The 20,277-nt window shown below is 71.4% G+C and carries 15 protein-coding genes; 10 read left to right on the top strand and 5 right to left on the bottom strand.

Annotated elements, in window-relative coordinates; all coding sequences use genetic code 11:
• Window positions 1-98: 98 nt before the first annotated feature.
• The 8 genes from ACWCO8_RS25190 to ACWCO8_RS25225 all read left to right on the top strand — a co-directional run bounded on the left by ACWCO8_RS25190 (window position 99) and on the right by ACWCO8_RS25225 (window position 11,332).
• On the top strand, window positions 99-1,910 hold the full coding sequence (locus tag ACWCO8_RS25190; protein ID WP_451034159.1) for an ABC-F family ATP-binding cassette domain-containing protein: 1,812 nt from the start codon (window positions 99-101) through the stop codon (window positions 1,908-1,910).
• Between the two features lie 145 nt (window positions 1,911-2,055).
• Window positions 2,056-3,900 carry an outer membrane protein assembly factor BamB family protein gene (locus ACWCO8_RS25195; protein ID WP_451034160.1) on the top strand — a complete coding sequence of 615 codons (1,845 nt, stop codon included), beginning with the start codon at window positions 2,056-2,058 and terminating at the stop codon, window positions 3,898-3,900.
• Window positions 3,901-4,050: 150 nt separating this feature from the next.
• Window positions 4,051-5,892 (top strand): outer membrane protein assembly factor BamB family protein, encoded by a 1,842-nt coding sequence (locus ACWCO8_RS25200; protein WP_451034161.1) that lies wholly within the window; start codon window positions 4,051-4,053, stop codon window positions 5,890-5,892.
• Between the two features lie 190 nt (window positions 5,893-6,082).
• On the top strand, window positions 6,083-6,772 hold the full coding sequence (locus ACWCO8_RS25205; protein WP_451034162.1) for a helix-turn-helix transcriptional regulator: 690 nt from the start codon (window positions 6,083-6,085) through the stop codon (window positions 6,770-6,772).
• Between the two features lie 253 nt (window positions 6,773-7,025).
• Window positions 7,026-8,069, top strand: a complete 1,044-nt coding sequence (galT, locus tag ACWCO8_RS25210; protein ID WP_451034163.1) for a galactose-1-phosphate uridylyltransferase — start codon at window positions 7,026-7,028, stop codon at window positions 8,067-8,069.
• Window positions 8,066-9,046 (top strand): UDP-glucose 4-epimerase GalE, encoded by a 981-nt coding sequence (galE, locus tag ACWCO8_RS25215; protein ID WP_451034164.1) that lies wholly within the window; start codon window positions 8,066-8,068, stop codon window positions 9,044-9,046. Before galT ends, galE begins: the two co-directional genes overlap by 4 nt.
• Window positions 9,043-10,188 (top strand): galactokinase, encoded by a 1,146-nt coding sequence (galK, locus tag ACWCO8_RS25220; protein ID WP_451034165.1) that lies wholly within the window; start codon window positions 9,043-9,045, stop codon window positions 10,186-10,188. Before galE ends, galK begins: the two co-directional genes overlap by 4 nt.
• A 358-nt stretch (window positions 10,189-10,546) precedes the next feature.
• Window positions 10,547-11,332, top strand: a complete 786-nt coding sequence (locus ACWCO8_RS25225) for a LuxR C-terminal-related transcriptional regulator (protein ID WP_451034166.1) — start codon at window positions 10,547-10,549, stop codon at window positions 11,330-11,332.
• Here the strand turns inward: ACWCO8_RS25225 and ACWCO8_RS25230 are convergent.
• Complete coding sequence (locus ACWCO8_RS25230) at window positions 11,291-11,788, bottom strand: MarR family winged helix-turn-helix transcriptional regulator (protein WP_362013257.1); 498 nt, start codon at window positions 11,786-11,788, stop codon at window positions 11,291-11,293. The two genes, ACWCO8_RS25225 and ACWCO8_RS25230, sit on opposite strands and share 42 nt — an antisense overlap.
• 131 nt (window positions 11,789-11,919) lie before the next feature.
• Here ACWCO8_RS25230 and ACWCO8_RS25235 point away from each other — a divergent pair, with 131 nt between their 5' ends.
• The gene (locus ACWCO8_RS25235) at window positions 11,920-12,762 is read left to right on the top strand and encodes a trans-aconitate 2-methyltransferase (RefSeq protein WP_362013259.1); all 843 of its coding nucleotides are present in this window, start codon (window positions 11,920-11,922) and stop codon (window positions 12,760-12,762) included.
• Between the two features lie 95 nt (window positions 12,763-12,857).
• On the opposite strand, the gene ACWCO8_RS25240 is transcribed toward ACWCO8_RS25235, so the two are convergent.
• The 3 genes from ACWCO8_RS25240 to ACWCO8_RS25250 form a co-directional block, all read right to left on the bottom strand.
• Window positions 12,858-14,582 carry an FG-GAP repeat domain-containing protein gene (locus ACWCO8_RS25240; protein WP_451034167.1) on the bottom strand — a complete coding sequence of 575 codons (1,725 nt, stop codon included), beginning with the start codon at window positions 14,580-14,582 and terminating at the stop codon, window positions 12,858-12,860.
• 255 nt (window positions 14,583-14,837) lie between these two features.
• Window positions 14,838-15,533, bottom strand: coding sequence for a TetR/AcrR family transcriptional regulator (locus ACWCO8_RS25245; protein WP_451034168.1), 696 nt, complete (start codon window positions 15,531-15,533; stop codon window positions 14,838-14,840).
• Window positions 15,530-16,513, bottom strand: coding sequence for an acyl-CoA desaturase (locus ACWCO8_RS25250; RefSeq protein WP_362013264.1), 984 nt, complete (start codon window positions 16,511-16,513; stop codon window positions 15,530-15,532). The genes ACWCO8_RS25245 and ACWCO8_RS25250 overlap by 4 nt, the downstream gene beginning before the upstream one ends.
• A 224-nt stretch (window positions 16,514-16,737) precedes the next feature.
• Here ACWCO8_RS25250 and ppc point away from each other — a divergent pair, with 224 nt between their 5' ends.
• Entirely contained in the window at window positions 16,738-19,467 is a 2,730-nt protein-coding gene (ppc, locus tag ACWCO8_RS25255; RefSeq protein ID WP_451034169.1) for a phosphoenolpyruvate carboxylase, read from the top strand.
• A gap of 78 nt (window positions 19,468-19,545) precedes the next feature.
• Here the strand turns inward: ppc and ACWCO8_RS25260 are convergent, their stop codons facing one another.
• Window positions 19,546-20,262: an LPXTG cell wall anchor domain-containing protein gene (locus ACWCO8_RS25260; RefSeq protein ID WP_451034170.1), complete on the bottom strand. Its 717-nt coding sequence runs from the start codon at window positions 20,260-20,262 to the stop codon at window positions 19,546-19,548.
• Between the last annotated feature and the right edge of the window lie 15 nt (window positions 20,263-20,277).

Raw genomic sequence — 20,277 nt, forward strand, 5'->3', positions numbered from 1 at the left:
CCCAGTGCCTCCTGCGGGCGGGAGGAACGCCGGACGCCGTTGCCTCGGCCCGGCGTCTACCCTTGGACCTCGATCCATTCCCCGCTTCAGGAGTCAAAGTGGCCGTCAACCTGGTCAATGTCGAGGCTGTCAGCAAGGTGTACGGCACACGTGCCCTGCTCGACGGTGTCTCGCTCGGCGTGTCCGAGGGCGACCGGATCGGGGTCGTGGGCCGCAACGGAGACGGCAAGACCACCCTCATCCGGATGCTCGCCAAGCTGGAGGAGGCCGACACCGGCCGCGTCACGCACAGCGGCGGGCTGCGGCTCGGGGTGCTCACGCAGCACGACTCGCTCGACCCGGCCGCCACCATCCGGCACGAGGTCATCGGCGTCATGGCCGACCACGAGTGGGCCGGCAGCGCGAAGATCCGCGACGTGCTCACCGGGCTCTTCGGCGGGCTCGACCTGCCCGGCTTCGAGAAGGGCCTCGACACGGTCATCGGCCCGCTCTCGGGTGGCGAGCGCCGCCGGATCGCGCTGGCCAAGCTCCTCATCGAGGACCAGGACCTGCTCATCCTGGACGAGCCCACCAACCACCTCGACGTCGAGGGCATCGCCTGGCTCGCCAAGCACCTCCAGACGCGCCGTTCCGCGCTCGTCTGCGTCACCCACGACCGCTGGTTCCTCGACCAGGTCTGCACCCGCATGTGGGACGTGCAGCGCGGTGACGTCCACGAGTACGAGGGCGGCTACTCCGACTACGTCTTCGCCCGCGCCGAGCGCGAGCGCAGGGCGGCGACGGAGGAGACCAAGCGGCAGAACCTGATGCGCAAGGAGCTTGCCTGGCTGCGGCGCGGCGCCCCCGCCCGTACCTCCAAGCCCCGCTACCGCATCGAGGCCGCCAACGAGCTCATCGCCGACGTGCCGCCGCCGCGCGACACCTCGGAGCTGATGAAGTTCGCCAACGCCCGGCTCGGCAAGACGGTCTTCGACCTGGAGAACGTCACCGTCACCGCCGGCCCCAAGACGCTGCTCAAGCACCTCACCTGGCAGCTCGGCCCCGGCGACCGCATCGGCCTGGTCGGCGTCAACGGCGCCGGCAAGACCTCCCTCCTGCGGGCGCTCGCGGACGCCGCCGTCACCCAGGGCGAGACGCAGCCCGCCGACGGGAAGGTCGTCGTCGGCAAGACCGTACGGCTCGCGTACCTCTCCCAGGACGTCACCGAACTCCCCGCCACGCTGCGGGTCCTGGAGGCCGTCCAGCAGATCCGCGACCGGGTCGACCTCGGCAAGGGCCGGGAGATGTCCGCAGGTCAGCTCTGCGAGCAGTTCGGCTTCTCGAAGGAGAAGCAGTGGACGCCGGTCGGCGACCTCTCCGGTGGCGAGCGCCGCCGGCTCCAGCTGCTGCGCCTGCTGATGGACGAGCCGAACGTCCTCTTCCTCGACGAGCCCACCAACGACCTGGACATCGAGACCCTGACCCAGCTGGAGGACCTCCTCGACGGCTGGCCGGGCTCCATGGTCGTCATCTCCCACGACCGGTTCTTCATCGAGCGGACCACCGACCGCACGTTCGCGCTCCTCGGCGACCAGACGCTGCGGATGCTGCCGCGCGGCATCGACGAGTACCTGGAGCGACGCCTGAAGATGATCGAGGCGTCGGTCCCGTCCGCCGCCCCGGCCGCCGCGGCCGCGCAGGCGAAGCCGGGCGTCTCGGCGGCCGACGCGCGCGCCGCGAAGAAGGAGTTGCAGAAGGTCGAGCGGCAGCTGGACAAGGTCTCCGAGAAGGAGGCGAAGCTGCACGCCCGCATCGCCGAGAACGCGACCGATTTCGAGCTGGTCGCGAAGCTCGACGCGGAGCTCCGGGAACTCTCGGGGGAGCGCGAGGAGTTGGAGATGCGGTGGCTGGAATTGGCGGAGGACGCGTGAGGACGCGTAGAGAAGCCGTGCGAAACGCGTAACGAGGGCATCACGGGCCGGTCCTCCCTTGGGAACAAGGGGTGGACCGGTCGCTTTTGCGTCATCCGGTGAGTGGTAGAAAGAAAACCCGCTCACATCAAGGGGGAACGCGCTGATGACCCAGCCGCCCAGCAACCAGCCGCCGGGCTTCGGCGCACCGAACCCGGACCCGGCTCAGAACACGCCGCAGAACCCGGCGCCGAACGCGCCTCAGGGCACGCCGCCGGTACCTCCGATGCCGCCGCAGGCACCGCCGGTGCCGCCGCAGGCGCCCCAGGCCCCGCAGACGCCGCCGCCCGCCGCGCCCGGCCCGTACGACCAGGCCCCGCAGCCCGGTTACGGCTACCCGCAACAGCAGCCGCCCACGCAGCCCGGTTACGGGTACCCGCAGCAGCCCGGCCCGTACGGCCAGCAGCCGGGTCCGTACGGTCAGCAGCCGAACCCGTACGGCCAGCAGCCGAACGCCTACGGCGCCTACCCGACGCAGCCCATGGCGCCCGCGCCCGGCGGCAAGAACCCGTTCAAGGGCAAGCCGGGTGTCATCATCGGCGCGGCCGTGGCCGCCGCGCTCGTCATCGGCGGCGGTACCTGGTTCGCGCTGAGCGGGGACGGCGAGGAGAAGCCGGTCGCCAAGCCGACGGCGACCAGCGGCGCTCCGAAGCCGTCCGAGTCCGTCGACCAGGGCGACGGCACCGGCGACGGTGGCGCCCGCAACGGCGAGGACGACCTCAACGCTGGTCGCCAGCAGGGCGAGGCGAAGATCGACTGGCTGCTCAAGAACAACGTCGACCTGCCCCGCAACGGCGCCGACGTGTTCGGCCCGTGGGTCTCCGGCGATGTCGTCGCCAAGGCGATGTACAAGGGCATCAGCGGCTTCGGTCTCGCCGACGGCGCCCCGAAGTGGAACCTGGACGTGCCCTTCGAGGTCTGCGCCGCGGCTCCCGAGCCCGCGGCCGACGGCAGCCTCGTCATCGCCATCAACGACAAGGCGGGCGACCGCGCCGACTGCAACGTCCTTCAGCAGATCAACCTGAAGACGGGCAAGGCCGGCTGGAAGAAGTCGCTCGACAAGGGCACCGGCTTCAGCTCGTTCTCCGACATCACGCTCGCCATCAGCGGCACCACGGTGACCGCGGCCGGCATGAACCACTCCTGGGGCTTCGCCCTCGCCGACGGCAAGCAGCTCTTCGGCAAGCCGGCCGAGGGCCAGTGCCAGCCGTACGCCTTCGCGGGCGGCTCCAAGCTGATCGCCGCCGCGGCCTGCCGCACCGGCGACGTCAACAAGCCGCAGGAGCAGGTCAGCGAGATCGACCCGCTGACCGGCAAGCCGAAGTGGACCTTCAAGCTCAAGCCGACCTGGGAGGTCGACAAGGTCTACTCGGTGGACCCGCTGGTCGTCTCCGCCCAGCAGCGCGACGAGAAGAAGTGGACGGTCTTCGCCGTCACCGCCGACGGCAAGCTCCGGTCGCAGATCCAGGGCGGCACCGACAAGTACGCCCCCGACTGCGGCGGCGGCGCGTTCGTCGTCTTCGGCCGCAACCTCCAGGGCTGCAACGGCGTGACCGCCGACGCCAACACCTTCTACATGGCGACGGACTCCGAGTACCGCCAGGCCAACGCCGTCGTCGCCTTCGACCTGAACACCGGCAAGCAGAAGTGGCGCGCCGCCGCCCCCGCCGAGCGCACGATCACCCCGCTGCGCATGGAGGGTTCGGAGGTCGTGGTCTACATGAAGGCGCTGTACGACAAGGGCGGCGCCGTCGCGACGATCGCGCCGACCGGTGGCTCGCCGAAGATCCTGCAGCAGCACCCGCTGTCGACGGCCGAGATCGAGGACGACTACTACAGCCCGGCCTACCTCTACTCCGGCGGCCACTTCATCGTGGCGGCCGGCCGCGTCAGCGCGCAGAACGACGCGGAGGAGAAGGAGACCAAGACCATGATGTCCTTCAGCAAGTGACGCCGGTCCGTCACCGATGACCCCACCGCAGCAGCCGGGCAAGCGCCCCACGACCGCCGTTCGGACGGCGGTCGTGGCGGCGCTTCTCGCCGTCGGCACGGCCGACGCCTCGCCGGCCGCCGCCCCCATGACTTCCGAGGTACCCACACCATGACGCAGCCCCCTCCGCCTCCGCCCAACCAGCCCCCGGGCCCGCCGCCCGGCGGCTTCGGCGCGCCGCAGGACCCCCCGCCGGGTGGTTTCGGCGCACCCCAGGACCCGCCGCCGGGTGGTTTCGGCGCGCCCACGCCGCCGCCGAACCAGCCCCCGAACCAGGCCCCTTACGGGTATCCGCAGCAGCCGCCGGCCCAGCCGCCGCAGCAGCCGCCGTACGGCTACCCGCAGCAGCCGCCGACGCAGCCCCAGGGTCAGCCCCAGTACGGCTACCCGCAGCAGCAGCCGTACGGGTATCCGCAGCAGCCGCAGCAGCCCTACGGCTACCCGCAGCAGCCGCAGCCGTCCACGGTCGTGGCGCCCGGCGCGGGCGGCGGCAAGAAGCTGTCCACGCAGATGCAGATCGTCATCGCCGCCGTGGTCGCCGTCGTCCTCATCGTCGGCGGCGGGGTCTGGTACGCCAACTCCGGTGGCGGCGAGAAGGACGACAACGCGGGCGGCACGACCGGCGCGACCACCGGCGGGAACAAGGACGGGGCCAACGGCGGTCTCGGCGGCAACGGCAAGGAGAAGGTGCCCGCGAACACCAAGTCCTCGCTGAAGTTCCAGCTGCCGCAGCCCAAGGTCGACGACACCACGGACGTCAGCGGTTCCTGGATCACCGACAAGGCGTTCGTGAAGACGGACGTCAACTCGATCGTCGGCCGCGACCTCGACAAGGGCACCCCGCTCTGGACCCTGGCACTGCCCGGTCAGGTCTGCGGCACGTCGCGGCACACCACCGCCGACAACAAGACCGCGATCCTCTTCGAGGCGACCAAGCGGGTCGGGCCGAAGTTCTACCAGCCGTGCACCGAGGTCGGCGTCGTCGACCTGAACGCCGGCAAGCTGGTGTGGTCCACCTCCGTCACCGGCGGCAACGCGGGTGACGACAAGGCCAGGTTCAGCGAGGTCACCCTCAGCGGGACGACCGTCGCGGCCGGCGGCACCGACGGCGGCGCCGCCTTCGACCTGGCCAACGGCAACCCGCGCTGGAAGCCCAAGGCCAACGCCGAGAGCTGCTACGACATGGGCTACGGCGGCGGCGAGGGCCTGGTCGCGGCGCGCAAGTGCGGCTCGTACAACAGCCAGTACGTCGTCATCCAGAACCTGAACCCGATCTCGGGCGCCCCGATCTCCCAGTACAAGATGCCCACGGGTGTCGAGTACGCGGCGATCGTCTCCACCAAGCCGCTCGTGGTCGCGGCCGACGTCGGTGACACCGCCGGCGACGGCAGCGGCATCTCGGACTTCTTCTCGATCGACGAGAAGACCGGCAAGCTGAAGGTCAAGATCGCGGCGGACGCCGAGCGGTTCGCGGCCAAGTGCCGTTCCACCGAGGTCGAGACCTGCACCAAGGTCGTCGTCGGCAACGGCCGGCTCTACCTGCCGACCGAGGAGCGCGAGGGCTCCACCGGTGAGTACGGCGACGAGACCAACGAGATCCTCGCCTTCGACCTGACCACGGGCAAGCAGATCGTCCAGAAGGCGGACGCCGGCGACCGTTGGACGATGGTCCCGCTGCGCATGGACGGCGGCAACCTCCTCGCGTACAAGATGCCGCCGTACGACATGGGCGGGCAGATCGTCTCCATCGACGGCGGCACGATGAAGCCGACCGTCCTCATGGAGAACCCGTCCGACAAGACGGTCCGCGACGCGGAGGGCACCTTCTCCGGCGACTACGCCGAGATCCTCTACGCCAACGGCCGGATGTTCATCTCGGACGTCATGATCAGCAAGCCGAGCGGCACGAGCTCCTACAAGGAGTACCTGGCGCTCGGGTTCTCCACCAACTGATCCACCGAGTGAGCCCCGGCTCACAACCGCACAGCCCGGCGCGTCGATTCACTCGGCGCGCCGGGCTGTTTGCGTGGGCCCCCTACGGGCGAAGTATTCGAAGTCCGGGGGGACGAACGTGTAGTTTGCCGGGTCATCGGAGTGGCTGGGGCCGGGGGACGGCCTCAGGGGGGAACTAAGGGGTTGCTCGATGGGCGTGCGGCTCATGGTGGTCGACGACCACAGACTGCTCGCCGAGGCGCTCGCCTCGGCACTGAAACTGCGTGGGCACCGGGTGCTCGCGGCGGCCGCCCCGGTGGCGGGCGCGGCGGATCTCGTGGTGAGCCGGGCGCCCGAGGTGTGCCTGCTCGGCACGGCGGCCCCGGCCGAGCCGGGGGCCTTCGACCCGATCGTCCGGATCAAGCGCGAGCGGCCGCAGGTGGCCGTGGTCGTGCTCGGCCCGGTGCCGTCGCCGCGCGGGATCGCGGCGGCCTTCGCGGCCGGCGCGTCGGGCTACGTACGGCACGACGAGCGCATCGAGGGCGTGGAGCGGGCGCTGATCAAGGCGCGGGCGGGGGAGGCGGCGGTGGCGCCGCAGCTCCTCCAGGGGGCCTTCACGGAGCTGCTCAACCCGTCGGCGCAGCCCGACGACGAGGGGCAGCGGCTGCTGCGGATGCTGACGCCGCGTGAGGTGGAGGTCCTGGTCAGGGTCGCGGAGGGCGAGGACACCCGGCTGATCGCGGCGGGCATGAGGATCGCGCCGAGCACGGCGCGCACGCACGTGCAGCGGGTGCTGATGAAGCTGGGGGTGGGCTCGCGCCTGGAGGCGGCGGCCCTGGCGGCGCGGACCGGGCTGCTCGACCGGGCGCCGGTGCCGGGGGCGCGGACCGAACACCCGTAAGGGCGCAGCGAACACCCGTAAGGGAGGGGCCGAACACCCGCAGGGGGGACCGAGCACCCGCAAGGGAGGGATCGAACACCCGTAGGGGAGAACACCCGTAAGGGTGGAACTCGGCCCGGACATCGGTGCGGAACAGTCGCCCCTCGTCTCCAACGGGGGGCCGCTCGGCGTTGACTGGCGATGTTCGATTGTGGTTCCTTGTGCGTGGTTCTGTTTGGTTCCCCGTTGTGGACACCGCGCTGAGGACATCGCCGTGAAGAAGACCGTCACCACCCTCGCCGACGGCCGCGAGCTCATCTACTACGACGCGCGGGACGACGCCGTCCGCGACGCCGTCGACACCCGGCCGCTCGACCCCGTCTCCTCCGCCTCCGAGATCCGGTACGACGCGCTTCTCGGGGACTCCGTCGCCGTCGCCTCGCACCGGCAGGGCCGGACCTACCATCCGCCGGCCGACGCCTGCCCGCTCTGCCCCTCCCGCCCCGGACGGCCCACCGAGATCCCGGCCCCGGAGTACGAGGTCGCCGTCTTCGAGAACCGTTTCCCCTCGCTCTCCGGGAAGAACGGCCGGTGCGAGGTCGTCTGCTTCACCTCCGACCACGAGGCATCCTTCGCCGACCTCACCCCCGAGCGTGCCGCGCTCGTCCTGGAGGCCTGGACCGACCGGACCGCCGAACTCGCCGCGCTCCCCGGCGTGCGGCAGGTCTACTGCTTCGAGAACCGGGGCGCCGAGATCGGCGTCACCCTCGGCCACCCGCACGGCCAGATCTACGCCTTCCCGTACGTGACCCCCCGTACGGAGCTGATGCGGCGCCGGGCCGCCGAGCACCGGACCCGTACGGGACGGAACCTCTTCGACGACGTCGTCGCCCGCGAGCGGGCCGACGGGGCGCGCGTGGTCCTGGAGAACGAGGACTGGATCGCCTTCGTCCCGTACGCCGCGCACTGGCCGTACGAGGTGCACCTGCACCCCACCCGCCGGGTGCCCGACCTGCCGGCGCTCGACGAGGCGGCCCGCACAGCCTTCCCACAGACGTATCTGGAACTCTTGAGGCGCTTCGACCGGATCTTCGGACCCGGCGAGCCGCCCACGCCGTACATCGCCGCCTGGCACCAGGCGCCGGTCGACGACGCGGACCGCGCGGAGTTCGGGCTGCACCTGGAGCTTTTCACGGTCCGGCGGGCGCCCGGCAGACTGAAGTACCTCGCGGGCACCGAGTCCGGCATGGGTGCGTTCATGAACGACGTACCGCCGGAGACGGCGGCCGCACGACTCCGAGAGGTGGCAACGGCATGACGGCTGCGACAGCCAAATACCTGGTGACCGGCGGCGCGGGCTACGTGGGGAGCACGGTCGCACGCCACCTGGTCGAGGCGGGCCACGAGGTGACCGTCCTCGACGACCTCTCCACCGGCTTCGCCGAAGGCGTCCCGGCCGGCGCCCGGTTCGTCGAGGGCCGCATCCAGGACGCCGCGAAGTGGCTCGACGGCTCCTACGACGGCGTCCTGCACTTCGCCGCCTTCTCCCAGGTCGGCGAGTCGGTCGCCAAGCCCGAGAAGTACTGGGAGAACAACGTCGGCGGCACGATGGCGCTGCTCGCCGCGATGCGCACGGCGGGCGTCCGCAAGCTCGTCTTCTCCTCCACGGCCGCCACCTACGGGGAGCCGAAGTCCGTCCCCATCACCGAGGCCGCGCCGACCGCCCCGACCAGCCCCTACGGGGCGTCCAAGCTGGCCGTCGACCACATGATCGGCGGCGAGTGCGCCGCCCACGGCCTCGCCGCGGTCTCGCTGCGGTACTTCAACGTGGCCGGCGCGTACGGGACGTGCGGGGAGCGCCACGACCCCGAGTCGCACCTCATCCCGCTCGTCCTCGACGTCGCCCTGGGCCGCCGCGAGGCGATCAACGTGTACGGCGACGACTACCCGACCCCGGACGGCACCTGCGTCCGCGACTACATCCACGTCGCCGACCTCGCCGAGGCCCACCTGCTGGCCCTCGACGCCATGACCGGGGGCGAGCACCTGATCTGCAACCTCGGCAACGGCAACGGCTTCTCCGTGCGCGAGGTCGTCGAGACCGTCCGCAAGGTGACCGGGCACCCGGTCCCCGAGGTCATGGCCGCGCGCCGCCCCGGCGACCCGGCGGTGCTCGTCGCCTCGGCGGAGGCCGCGCGCGAGCGGCTCGGCTGGATTCCGTCCCGCCCGGACCTGGCGGACATCGTGCGGGACGCCTGGGCGTTCGCGAGAGAGCGGGAGTTGGGGCGCGGATGAGCGTGGCGGGCGAGTTCGAGGCGCTGTACGGGGCGGCGCCCGAGGGTGTCTGGGCCGCCCCCGGGCGGGTCAACCTGATCGGCGAGTACACCGACTTCAACGACGGCTTCGTGATGCCGCTGGCCCTGCCGCACACGGCCGTCGCCGCGGTCTCCCGGCGCGCCGACGGGGTGCTGCGGGTCCACTCGGCCGACGTCGAGGGCGGTGTCGTCCGGCTCGACGTGGCCGCGCTCGACCCGCGTACCGCCGCCGACGCCGGCTGGGCCGCCTACCCCGCCGGCGTCGTCTGGGCGCTGCGCGAGGCCGGGCACCCGGTCACCGGGGCGGACGTCCACCTCGCCTCCACCGTGCCGACCGGGGCGGGCCTGTCGTCGTCGGCCGCCCTGGAGGTCGTCACCGCGCTCGCCCTGAACGACCTCTTCGGCCTCGGGCTCTCCCGCCCCGAACTCGCCGTCCTCGCTCAGCGCGCGGAGAACGCCTTCGTCGGCGTCCCCTGTGGGGTGATGGACCAGATGGCATCCGCGTGCGCCATCGAGGGCCACGCGCTCTTCCTGGACACCCGTGACCTCTCGTACCGCCAGGTCCCCTTCGACCTGGCCGCGCAGGGGCTGCGGCTCCTCGTCGTGGACACCCGGGTGAAGCATGCCCTCGGGGACGGCGCGTACGCGGAGCGGCGCGCCGGGTGCGAGGCGGGTGCGCGGGCGCTCGGTGTGCGCACGCTGCGCGAAGTCCCGTACGCGCAACTGCCCGATTCCCTCGCGCGTTTGAGCGAGGAATCGGTTCGTCGCTATGTCCGGCACGTCGTTTCGGACAATCACCGGGTCGAGCGGACGATCGCCCTCCTCGACGCCGGGGACGCGGCGGCCGTCGGCCCGGTCCTCAACCAGGGCCACGCATCCCTACGGGACGATCTGCGGGTCTCCTGCCCCGAGTTGGACCTCGTGGTCGAGTCGGCGAACGCGGCCGGAGCGCTGGGCGCGCGGATGACGGGCGGCGGCTTCGGCGGCTCGGCGGTGGTTCTTGTGCCCGAGGAGCGGGCGGAGTCCGTGGCGGCGGCGGTCGAGAAGGCCTTCGCCGGGGCCGGGTTCGCCACGCCGGGGATCTTCCCGGCGGTCCCGTCGGCGGGCGCCCGCCGGGAGTGAGACGGCCGGCCGGACCATCCGCCGGACCGCCGGCCGGACCATCTGCAGGACTATCTACGGGACCGTCTGCCGGACCGCCTTCGGGACTGTCGTCTTCTGTCGCGTCCGTACGCGGGGATCGCACCCGTACCGACCGTGTTCGGTCAGTTCTCCCAATTGCCTTCCCCTGCCGCCCCCCACCCGTACTCTGAGCACAGCGCCGGTGGGGGCCGGCGTGCATCAGGGGGTAAGAGCCAGTCGGGTACGGCGCCCGGGACGGGGTAGCAGTCACTGCACGGCGGCGGCCGTGCGATCGACGGACCCCCGTCCCCGGCGCCGTACCCGCGCCGGTTCCGCTCCTCGACACTTGGGGGTGTCCGTGGCTCGTATCCGGGTCCTGGTGGTGGACGATCACCGCATCTTCGCCGAGTCGCTGGCCGCCGCCCTCGCGGCGGAGCCCGACGTCGACGTCTCCGCCGCGGGCAGCGGCCCTTCCGCGCTGCGCTGTCTCGACCGCTCGGTCGCGGAGTCGCGCCGGTACGACGTGATGCTGGTCGACGCCGACCTGGGCGCGGTCGCGGGCCCGACCGGCGCGCTGCCGGTCGCCCAGGCCGTACCGGACGGCGGCGACGGGGTCGTCGACGGCATCTCCCTGGTCGCCGGGGTCCGTTCGGTCCAGCCCGCCGTCCGTACGGTCGTTCTCGCCGAGAAGGACGACCCGCACCGGGCGGCGCTCGCGCTGCAGGCCGGGGCGTCGGGCTGGGTGGCCAAGGACTGCTCGCTCCAGCGGCTCCTGGCCGTGATCCGGGGCGTCCTGCGCGACGAGACGCATCTGCCGCCCGCCCTGCTCACCGGCGTCCTGCGGGAGCTGACGGCGGCCCGCAAGCACCGCACCGAGAGCGAGCAGCTGGTGGAGTCGCTGACCCCGCGCGAGCGCGAGGTGCTGCGCTGCATGGTGGCGGGCCTGGGCCGCAAGGCGGTCGCCGAGCGGCTGTTCCTCTCCCCGCACACCGTCCGTACGCACATGCAGAACGTGCTCGGGAAGCTGGGCGTGCACTCCACGCTCGCCGCCGTGGCGCTGGCCCGCCGGGCCGGGGTCGGGCCCGCCGAGCTGTCCGCCGACCTAGCCGGGGATGTTGTCGAACGGGGCGGTCAGCTGGCGTAGCAGCGCCGCCAGTTCGCCGCGCTCGCCGCGGGAGAGCTGGGCCAGGATGGCCCGCTCCTGGGCGAGCAGCCCGGCGAGCGCCTGGTCGGCCCGGTCGCGGCCCTCGGGGGTCAGCCGGACGAGGACCCCGCGCCGGTCGCTGGGGTCGGGGAGCCGCTCGACCAGGCCCTTCTTGGTGAGCCGGTCGATACGGTTGGTCATGGTGCCCGAGGTGACCAGCGTCTGCGTGAGGAGCTGGCCGGGGGAGAGCTGGTACGGAGCCCCCGCGCGGCGCAGCGAGGTGAGGACGTCGAACTCCCAGGGCTCCAGCTGGTGCTCGGAGAAGGCGAGCCGACGGGCGCGGTCCAGGTGCCGGGCGAGCCGCGAGACGCGGCTGAGCACCTCGAGCGGTTCCACGTCGAGGTCCGGGCGCTCGCGGCGCCATGCAGCGACCAACCGGTCGACCTCGTCCTCCATGACGATCAGTGTAGAGGGTCTGTTGACATAAAGTCTCTTGACGTCAAGATATATTCGGATGGACTATGGGGAAGGACGGGGCCGGGACCTAGTTCCGCTTCGGCAGCTCGTTCCAGCAAGGGGGCTCGAACATGTATTCCGCACCATCCTCCGCGTCCACCGCGCCAACCTGGGATCCCCAGCAGTACCTGCGGCATTCCGGCCACCGCACGCGTCCGTTTCTCGACCTGCTCTCCCGAATACCGCGACTTCCCACTGTCGCCACACCCGCCCGGATCGCCGACCTCGGCTGCGGCCCCGGCAATGTGACCGTCCTGCTCGCCGACCGCTGGCCCGACGCCCACATCACCGGTTTCGACCTCTCCCCGGACATGCTGGAACGGGCGGAGAAGGACTGGGCGGGCACCACGGCCGGGGGCGGCTGGCTCGACTTCCGCCCCGCCGACGCCGCGCACTGGACACCCGACGAGCCCTACGACCTGATCGTCTCCAACGCCGCGCTGCAATGGGTCCCCAACCACCCGGAGTCCTTCGCTCCGTGGGTCGACGCCCTCAAGCCCGGCGGAACGTTCGCCTTCCAGGTCCCCGGCAACTTCACCGCGCCCAGCCACGCCCTGCTCGGTGAACTCTGCGACATGCCTCAGTGGCGATCCCGGCTCGACGGAGAGGGCCGCCGCTTCGTCCACATCCTCGAACCCGCCGACTACCTCCTGCGCCTCACCGAACTCGGCTGCGCGACCGAGGTCTGGGAGACCACCTACTCCCAGCTCCTCACCGGCGAGGACCCCGTCCTCGACTGGGTCAAGGGCACGGCCCTGCGCCCCGTCCTGACCGCACTGGAGGGCGACAAGGAGGCGACGGACGCCTTCCTCACCCAGTACCGCGACCTCCTGCGCGCCGCCTACCCGCCGGGGCCGCACGGAACGGTCTTCCCGTTCCGCCGGATCTTCGCCCTGGCGACGAAGCCGGCGTGACAGGGGGACGGTTACCACGGTTAGCACGGCCGGACACACGAAGACGCCCCGCACCGGAGACCCGGTGCGGGGCGCTTTCGGTCCTACAGGTGTGTCTAGTACACGCTGGTGTAGATCTGCCAGCCGGTGCCGATCTTGACCCGGGGGCCGAAGGAGGCCGCGCCGGACGGCGAGTAGCGCCACAGCTCGCCCGCCGCGTTGATGCCCAGCAGGTCGGCCTTGCCGTCGCCGGTGAGGTCACCGGGGGCCACGAGCTTGGTGTACGTGTTCCAGCCGGAGCCGATCTTCGCCTTCGCCATGAACGGCGCGGTGGCGGAGCCGGTGCCCCGGTACAGGAACAGGTTGCCGGCGCCGTCACGGGTCACGATGTCCGCCCGGCCGTCGCCCGAGTAGTCACCCGCGCCGACGATCTGGTTGAACGCGTTCCAGCCCGCACCGATCTTGATCCGGGTGGCCAGGTGGTCACCCGTGCCGCTGCCCTTGTACAGGTACAGGACGCCGGACTTGTCACGGGCCAGCAGGTCGCCCTTGCCGTCACCGCTCAGGTCGCCGGGGCCGACCAGCAGGTTGTAGATGTTCCAGCCGGAGCCGAAGTCGTGCTCGATGAAGTTGTCGTACAGGTGGTTGTCGTGGATCTGCAGCAGCGTGGCCGCGCCGGAGTCGTTGAGCGAGGAGGCGAAGGTGAGGCTCGCCGGACCCCAGCCACCCTCGGTCCCGACCTGCTCGCGCGCGCTGAGGAGACCGGTGTTCAGCCCGCCGTACCACCAGATCAGGCCGGCCTTGTCCTTGCCGATCAGGGCCCGCTTGCCCAGGGCCGGGATGGCGCCGCTGCCGCCGAACTGGTCGACGTTGTCGAACGCGCCGGTGCCGGCGGTCTGCGCACGGTCGCCCATGCGCCCGTTGCCGAGGCCCGGGTACACCCAGAGCGCGCCGCTCAGGTCGCGTGCGAACAGCTCGGCGGCGCCGTCGCCGTTCAGGTCGTCCATGCCGATGAGCTGGTTGTAGATGTTCCAGCCGGAGCCGACCTCGATGCGCCCCTTGAACGGCGCGGTGGTGGAGCCGGTGGAGCCGTAGAACCACAGCTTGCCGTCGTAGGAGCGGCCGATGACGTCGCCCTTGCCGTCACCGTCGTTGTCACCGACACCCACGACCTGGTCGTAGATGTTCCAGCCGGTGCCGATCTTGGTGCGGCCGCCGAACGGCGCGGAGAGGTTGCCGGAGGCGAGGTAGAGGTACAGCTCGCCGTTGTGCTGGCGGCCGATGATGTCCGCGCGGCCGTCGCCGTTGACGTCACCGGGCGAGAAGACCTTGTTGTAGATGGTCCAGCCGCCGCCCTGCCAGCGGTACGTGCCGGAGGTCGCCGTGTCGGTCGAGTACAGGCGCAGCGTGCCATACGGGGAGACGACGAGGACCTCGGGCTTGCCGTTGGCGTCCTGGTCGCCGATCGGGATCATGTCGTTCGCGGGCGCGGCGTTGCCGTCGCTGCTGAAGAACTCGCCGCCCTCGGCGGTCGACGGCGTCACGTAGGTGCCGCCGTCCCAGGCGCGGTAGATCAGGTCGCTCTTGCCGTCGCCGTCCGTGTCGAAGCGGACCGGCGAGACGCCCGCGGTCGTCGCCTGGCGGCCGAGGCGCGCGTTGCCCGCGTCGAGCTTCGACAGGTCGGGCTTCGCGGGCTGGGTGAAGGAGCGCTTGGGCTCCTTCACGGAGGGCCCGGGCCGCTCGTCGGCGGAGGCGGGCGGCGCCAGCAGCATGCCGGCGGAGAGGGCGAGCGCGGTGCAGGTCGCGACACGGCGCGCGCGCTTGGAGAAAGCGAGACGCAAGAGATCCCCCCCAGGGATCTAGAAAAATCGGCGGACCGGGGGTGGGGGTCCGCGGCGCCTCCGCGCGAACAGACTGGCGCGACGAAGGGCGAAACACCCCCCCGGATGTGCTCGGGAGCATACCTCTCATGGGTGACACCCGAGCAACGGGAATCCGTGCGGGGAGGGGCGGGCCCACAGCGAGCCGGGTGGCGCCTGGGGCACCCGCACGCTAGCCCGGCCGGGCGCGCCTGCGCCCGGCCCCCGCCCTGCCCCTCAGTTCTTGCGATGCCCTATCAACCGGGGCTTCTGCTCCAGGCCGTCCAGGCCGTGCCACGCCAGGTTCACCAGGTGCGCCGCGACCTCCGCCTTCTTCGGCTTGCGGACGTCCAGCCACCACTGGCCCGTCAGCGCCACGCTCCCCACCAGCGCCTGCGCGTACAGCGGTGCCAGCTTCGGGTCGAAGCCGCGGGCCTTGAACTCCAGGCCCAGGATGTCCTCCACCTGCGTCGCGATGTCGCTGATCAGCGACGCGAACGTGCCCGTCGACTGCGCCACCGGCGAGTCGCGGACCAGGATCCGGAAGCCGTCCGTGTACCGCTCGATGTAGTCGAGGAGCGCGAACGCCGCCTGCTCCAGGAGCTCACGCGGGTGCCCGGCCGTCAGCGCCCCGTTCACCATCTCGAGCAGCTGCCGCATCTCCCGGTCGACCACGACCGCGTACAGCCCCTCCTTGCCGCCGAAGTGCTCGTACACCACCGGCTTGGACACCCCGGCCTTCGCCGCGATCTCCTCCACCGACGTGCCCTCGAAGCCCTTCGCGGCGAAGAGTGTCCGGCCGATGTCCAGCAACTGCTCCCGGCGCTCCGCCCCCGTCATCCGCACCCGGCGGCCACGCCGGGGCTTGCTCTCGCTGCTACCGGTTCCGCTGGTGCCGCTGGTACTGCCGTCGATCGCCACGTTCTCCATCATGCCGCGTCGACGGGCTCGCCCCGGCGCCGGGCTTCGATCCGGGAGGCGTTGGGCCACCGCACGTCGGAGGCCCAGCCGAGCTGCTCGAACCAGCGGATCAGCCGCGCGCTGGAGTCGACCTGCCCGCGCAGCACGCCGTGGCGCGCCGACGTCGGGTCCGCGTGGTGCAGGTTGTGCCAGGACTCGCCGCACGACAGGACGGCCAGCCACCACACGTTGCCCGAGCGGTCGCGGGACTTGAAGGGGCGCTTGCCGACCGCGTGGCAGATCGAGTTGATCGACCACGTCACGTGGTGCAGCAGCGCGACCCGTACCAGCGAGCCCCAGAAGAACGCGGTGAACGCGCCCCACCAGGACATCGTCACCAGACCGCCCACCAGCGGCGGGATGGCCAGGGACAGCATCGTCCAGTAGATGAAGTCGCGGGAGATCCGGCGGATCGCCGGGTCCTTGATCAGATCGGGCGCGTACTTCGCCTGAGGCGTGCGCTCCTCGTCGAACATCCAGCCGATGTGCGCCCACCACAGGCCCTTCATCAGGGCAGGCACCGTCTCGCCGAACCGCCACGGCGAGTGCGGGTCGCCCTCCGCGTCGGAGAACTTGTGGTGCTTGCGGTGGTCCGCCACCCACCGCACCAGCGGGCCCTCCACCGCGAGCGAGCCCATGACCGCCAGGGCGATCCGCAGCGGCCGCTTCGCCTTGAACGAGCCGTGCGTGAAGTACCGGTGGAAACCGATCGTGATGCCGTGGCAGCCGATGTAGTACATCGCCACCAGCAGGCCCAGGTCGAGCCAGCTCACGCCCCAGCCCCAGGCCAGCGGGACCGCCGCGAGCAGCGCCACGAACGGCACCGTGATGAACAGCAGCAGAGCGATCTGCTCGATCGAACGCTTGCTGTCGCCGCCGAGCGTGGCGGAGGGCAGGTCGGTCTCGGAGGGGTCCTGGACGGTGGTTTCGAGCACCTCGGGACTGGAGGTCATGGGTGTCCCCTGGGGGGTGAGGGTGAGGGAAAGGAGCCGCGCCTACGGGACCGTAACCTACGGCGACGTAAGTATGGCAGCGCCGGGGCGCGCGGCAAGAGGGCACACGAGGGGCTAGATGGTGTCCAAGGGATGGACACCTATCCTGTGTGCGTCGGACAGCGCGGTCCGCAAGCCTCCAGTACCCCTCCAGATGTGCCCGAACACTGCAAGGAGCCGCACCTGTGAGCAGTGCCGACCAGACCCCCACCGCCAGCGCCGAGCTGCGTTCCGACATCCGCCGACTGGGCGACCTGCTCGGCGAGACCCTCGTCCGGCAGGAGGGCCGCGACCTTCTCGAGCTCGTCGAGAAGGTCCGCGGGCTCACCCGCGAGGACGGCGAGGCGGCCGCCGAGCTGCTGGGCGAGACCGACCTGGAGACCGCCACCAAGCTGGTGCGCGCCTTCTCCACCTACTTCCACCTGGCCAACGTCACCGAGCAGGTGCACCGAGGCCGTGAGATGCGCGAGAAGCGCGCCGCCGAGGGCGGCCTGCTCGCGCGCACCGCCGACATGCTGAAGGACGGCGACCCGGAGCACGTCCGTGCGACGGTACGGAACCTCAACGTGCGGCCGGTCTTCACCGCGCACCCCACCGAGGCCGCCCGCCGCTCGGTCCTCAACAAGCTCCGCCGGATCGCCGCCCTCCTGGAGACCCCGGTCATCGAGGCCGACCGGCGCCGTGTCGACCTCCGGCTCGCCGAGAACATCGACCTCATCTGGCAGACAGACGAGCTCCGGGTCGTCCGCCCCGAGCCCGCCGACGAGGCCCGCAACGCCATCTACTACCTCGACGAGCTGCACGCCGGCGCCGTCGGCGACGTCCTGGAGGACCTCGCCGCCGAGCTGGAGCGCGTCGGCATCGAGCTGCCCGCCGGCACCCGCCCGCTCACCTTCGGCACCTGGATCGGCGGCGACCGCGACGGCAACCCCAACGTGACCCCGCAGGTCACCTGGGACGTGCTGATCCTCCAGCACGAGCACGGCATCACCGACGCCCTCGAACTCGTCGACTACCTGCGCGGACTGCTCTCCAACTCGATCCGCTACACCGGCGCCACCGAGGAGCTCCTCACCTCCCTCCAGCGCGACCTGGAGCGCCTGCCGGAGATCAGCCCCCGCTACAAGCGCCTCAACGCCGAGGAGCCGTACCGCCTCAAGGCGACCTGCATCCGGCAGAAGCTCGTCAACACCCGCGAGCGGCTCGCCAAGGGCACCCCGCACCAGGAGGGCCGCGACTACCTCGGCACCGCCGAGCTCGTCCACGACCTCACCCTGATCCAGACCTCGCTGCGCGAGCACCGCGGCGGCCTCTTCGCCGACGGCCGGATGGACCGCACCATCCGCACCCTGTCCGCGTTCGGCCTCCAGCTCGCCACCATGGACGTCCGCGAGCACGCCGACGCCCACCACCACGCGCTCGGCCAGCTCTTCGACCGGCTCGGCGAGGAGTCCTGGCGGTACGCGGACATGCCCCGCGACTACCGGCAGAAGCTGCTCGCCAAGGAGCTCCGCTCCCGCCGCCCGCTCGGCCCGACGCCCGCGCCGCTGGACGCCGCCGGACAGAAGACGCTCGGTGTCTTCGGCACCGTCAAGGAGGCGTTCGAGCGCTTCGGCCCCGAGGTCATCGAGTCGTACATCATCTCGATGTGCCAGGGCGCCGACGACGTCTTCGCCGCCACCGTCCTCGCCCGCGAGGCGGGCCTCATCGACCTGCACGCCGGTTGGGCCAAGATCGGCATCGTGCCGCTCCTGGAGACCACCGACGAGCTCAAGGCCGCCGACGTCATCCTCAACGACATGCTGGCCGACCCCTCGTACCGCCGCCTCGTCTCGCTCCGCGGCGACGTGCAGGAGGTCATGCTCGGCTACTCCGACTCCTCGAAGTTCGGCGGCATCACCACCAGCCAGTGGGAGATCCACCGCGCTCAGCGTCGCCTGCGCGACGTCGCCCACCGTTACGGCGTACGCCTCCGGCTCTTCCACGGCCGCGGCGGCACCGTCGGCCGAGGCGGCGGCCCCTCGCACGACGCGATCCTCGCCCAGCCCTGGGGCACCCTGGAGGGCGAGATCAAGGTGACCGAGCAGGGCGAGGTCATCTCCGACAAGTACCTGATCCCGTCCCTGGCGCGGGAGAACCTGGAGCTGACCGTCGCGGCCACCCTCCAGGCCTCGGCCCTGCACACCGCGCCGCGCCAGTCCGACGAGGCCCTCGCCCGCTGGGACGCGGCCATGGACACCGCCTCCGAGGCCGCGCACGCCGCGTACCGCAGGCTGGTCGAGGACCCGGACCTGCCGACGTACTTCCTTGCCTCGACCCCCGTCGACCAGCTCGCCGACCTGCACCTCGGCTCGCGGCCCTCGCGCCGCCCGGGCTCGGGTGTCTCCCTCGACGGCCTGCGGGCCATCCCGTGGGTCTTCGGCTGGACGCAGTCCCGGCAGATCGTCCCCGGCTGGTTCGGCGTCGGCTCCGGCCTCAAGGCGCTGCGCGAGGCGGGCCTGGAGAGCGTCCTGGAGGAGATGCACGAGCGCTGGCACTTCTTCCGCAACTTCCTCTCCAACGTGGAGATGACGCTCGCCAAGACCGACCTGCGCATCGCCCAGCACTACGTGGACACGCTGGTGCCGGACGAGCTCAAGCACGTCTTCGACTCCATCAAGGCCGAGCACGACCTGACCGTGGCCGAGGTCCTGCGCATCACGGGCGGCCAGAAGCTCCTGGACTCCAACCCGGTCCTCCAGCAGACCTTCGCCATCCGCGACGCCTACCTGGACCCGATCTCCTACCTCCAGGTCGCCCTCCTGGCCCGCCAGCGGGCCGCCGCCGAGCGCGGCGAGGAGGCGGACCCGCTGCTCGCCCGAGCCCTGCTCCTCACGGTCAACGGCGTCGCGGCAGGCCTGCGCAACACCGGCTGAGGCTCCATCGCCCGTACGCGACAGTGCCCCTGGCGGAATCCACGGATTCCGGCAGGGGCACTGTCGTCGTTACGGGGTTCAGTGCTGCTGGGCCTTGCGGCGGCGCGTCACCAGGAAGCCACCGGCACCCGCGAGGGCGACGGCGACGGCGGCGATGATGCCGACGGGGGCGGAGGAGCCGGTCTCCGCGAGGTCACCGGTGCCGGTGCCGCCGGAGGCGGACGGCGTCGCGCCGGCGGAGGCCGAGTCGGTGGCGGACGGCGTCTCGGTGCCTCCCGGAGTGCCGGGGGTCGCCGACCCGGTCGGCGTGCCGGTCGGGGTCTCCGTGCCGGGGGTGCCCGTGCTCGGGGTGCCGGTCGGGGTCTCCGTCTCGGCGGGCGGGCAGTCGGTCTTGAAGACCTTGTGCTTGGCGCGGCCGTTCTCGCCCTCGAAGTTCCAGAACAGCTTGTACTGGCCGTTCGGGAGCGTCATGTCCTCGGTGCGCTCATGGCCGTCGGCGTCGAGCGTGATGAGGCCGGACTTGACCGTCGTGCCCTTGTCCTGCTCGTTGTTGGCCCAGGCCTCGATGTGCCAGTTCACCTTCTGGCCGGCGTCGAAGCCGAAGGCGTCGACGTAGAAGGTGCAGACCTTGGGCTCGTTCTTACGGAGCTCCTCGCCGGTCTTCGAGTCGTGGATCTTCACGGTGCCGTTGTCGCCGTTGGGCTTGCCGTGGGCGGAAGCCGCCGGGGCCAGCACCAGGGAGCCCGCCACGGCGGCGACCAGGGCGCCGGTCGGGATGATGAGGGATCGTCGCATGTGCAGTCGTCCATC

It is taken from the genome of Streptomyces sp. NPDC001927 (assembly GCF_053594455.1).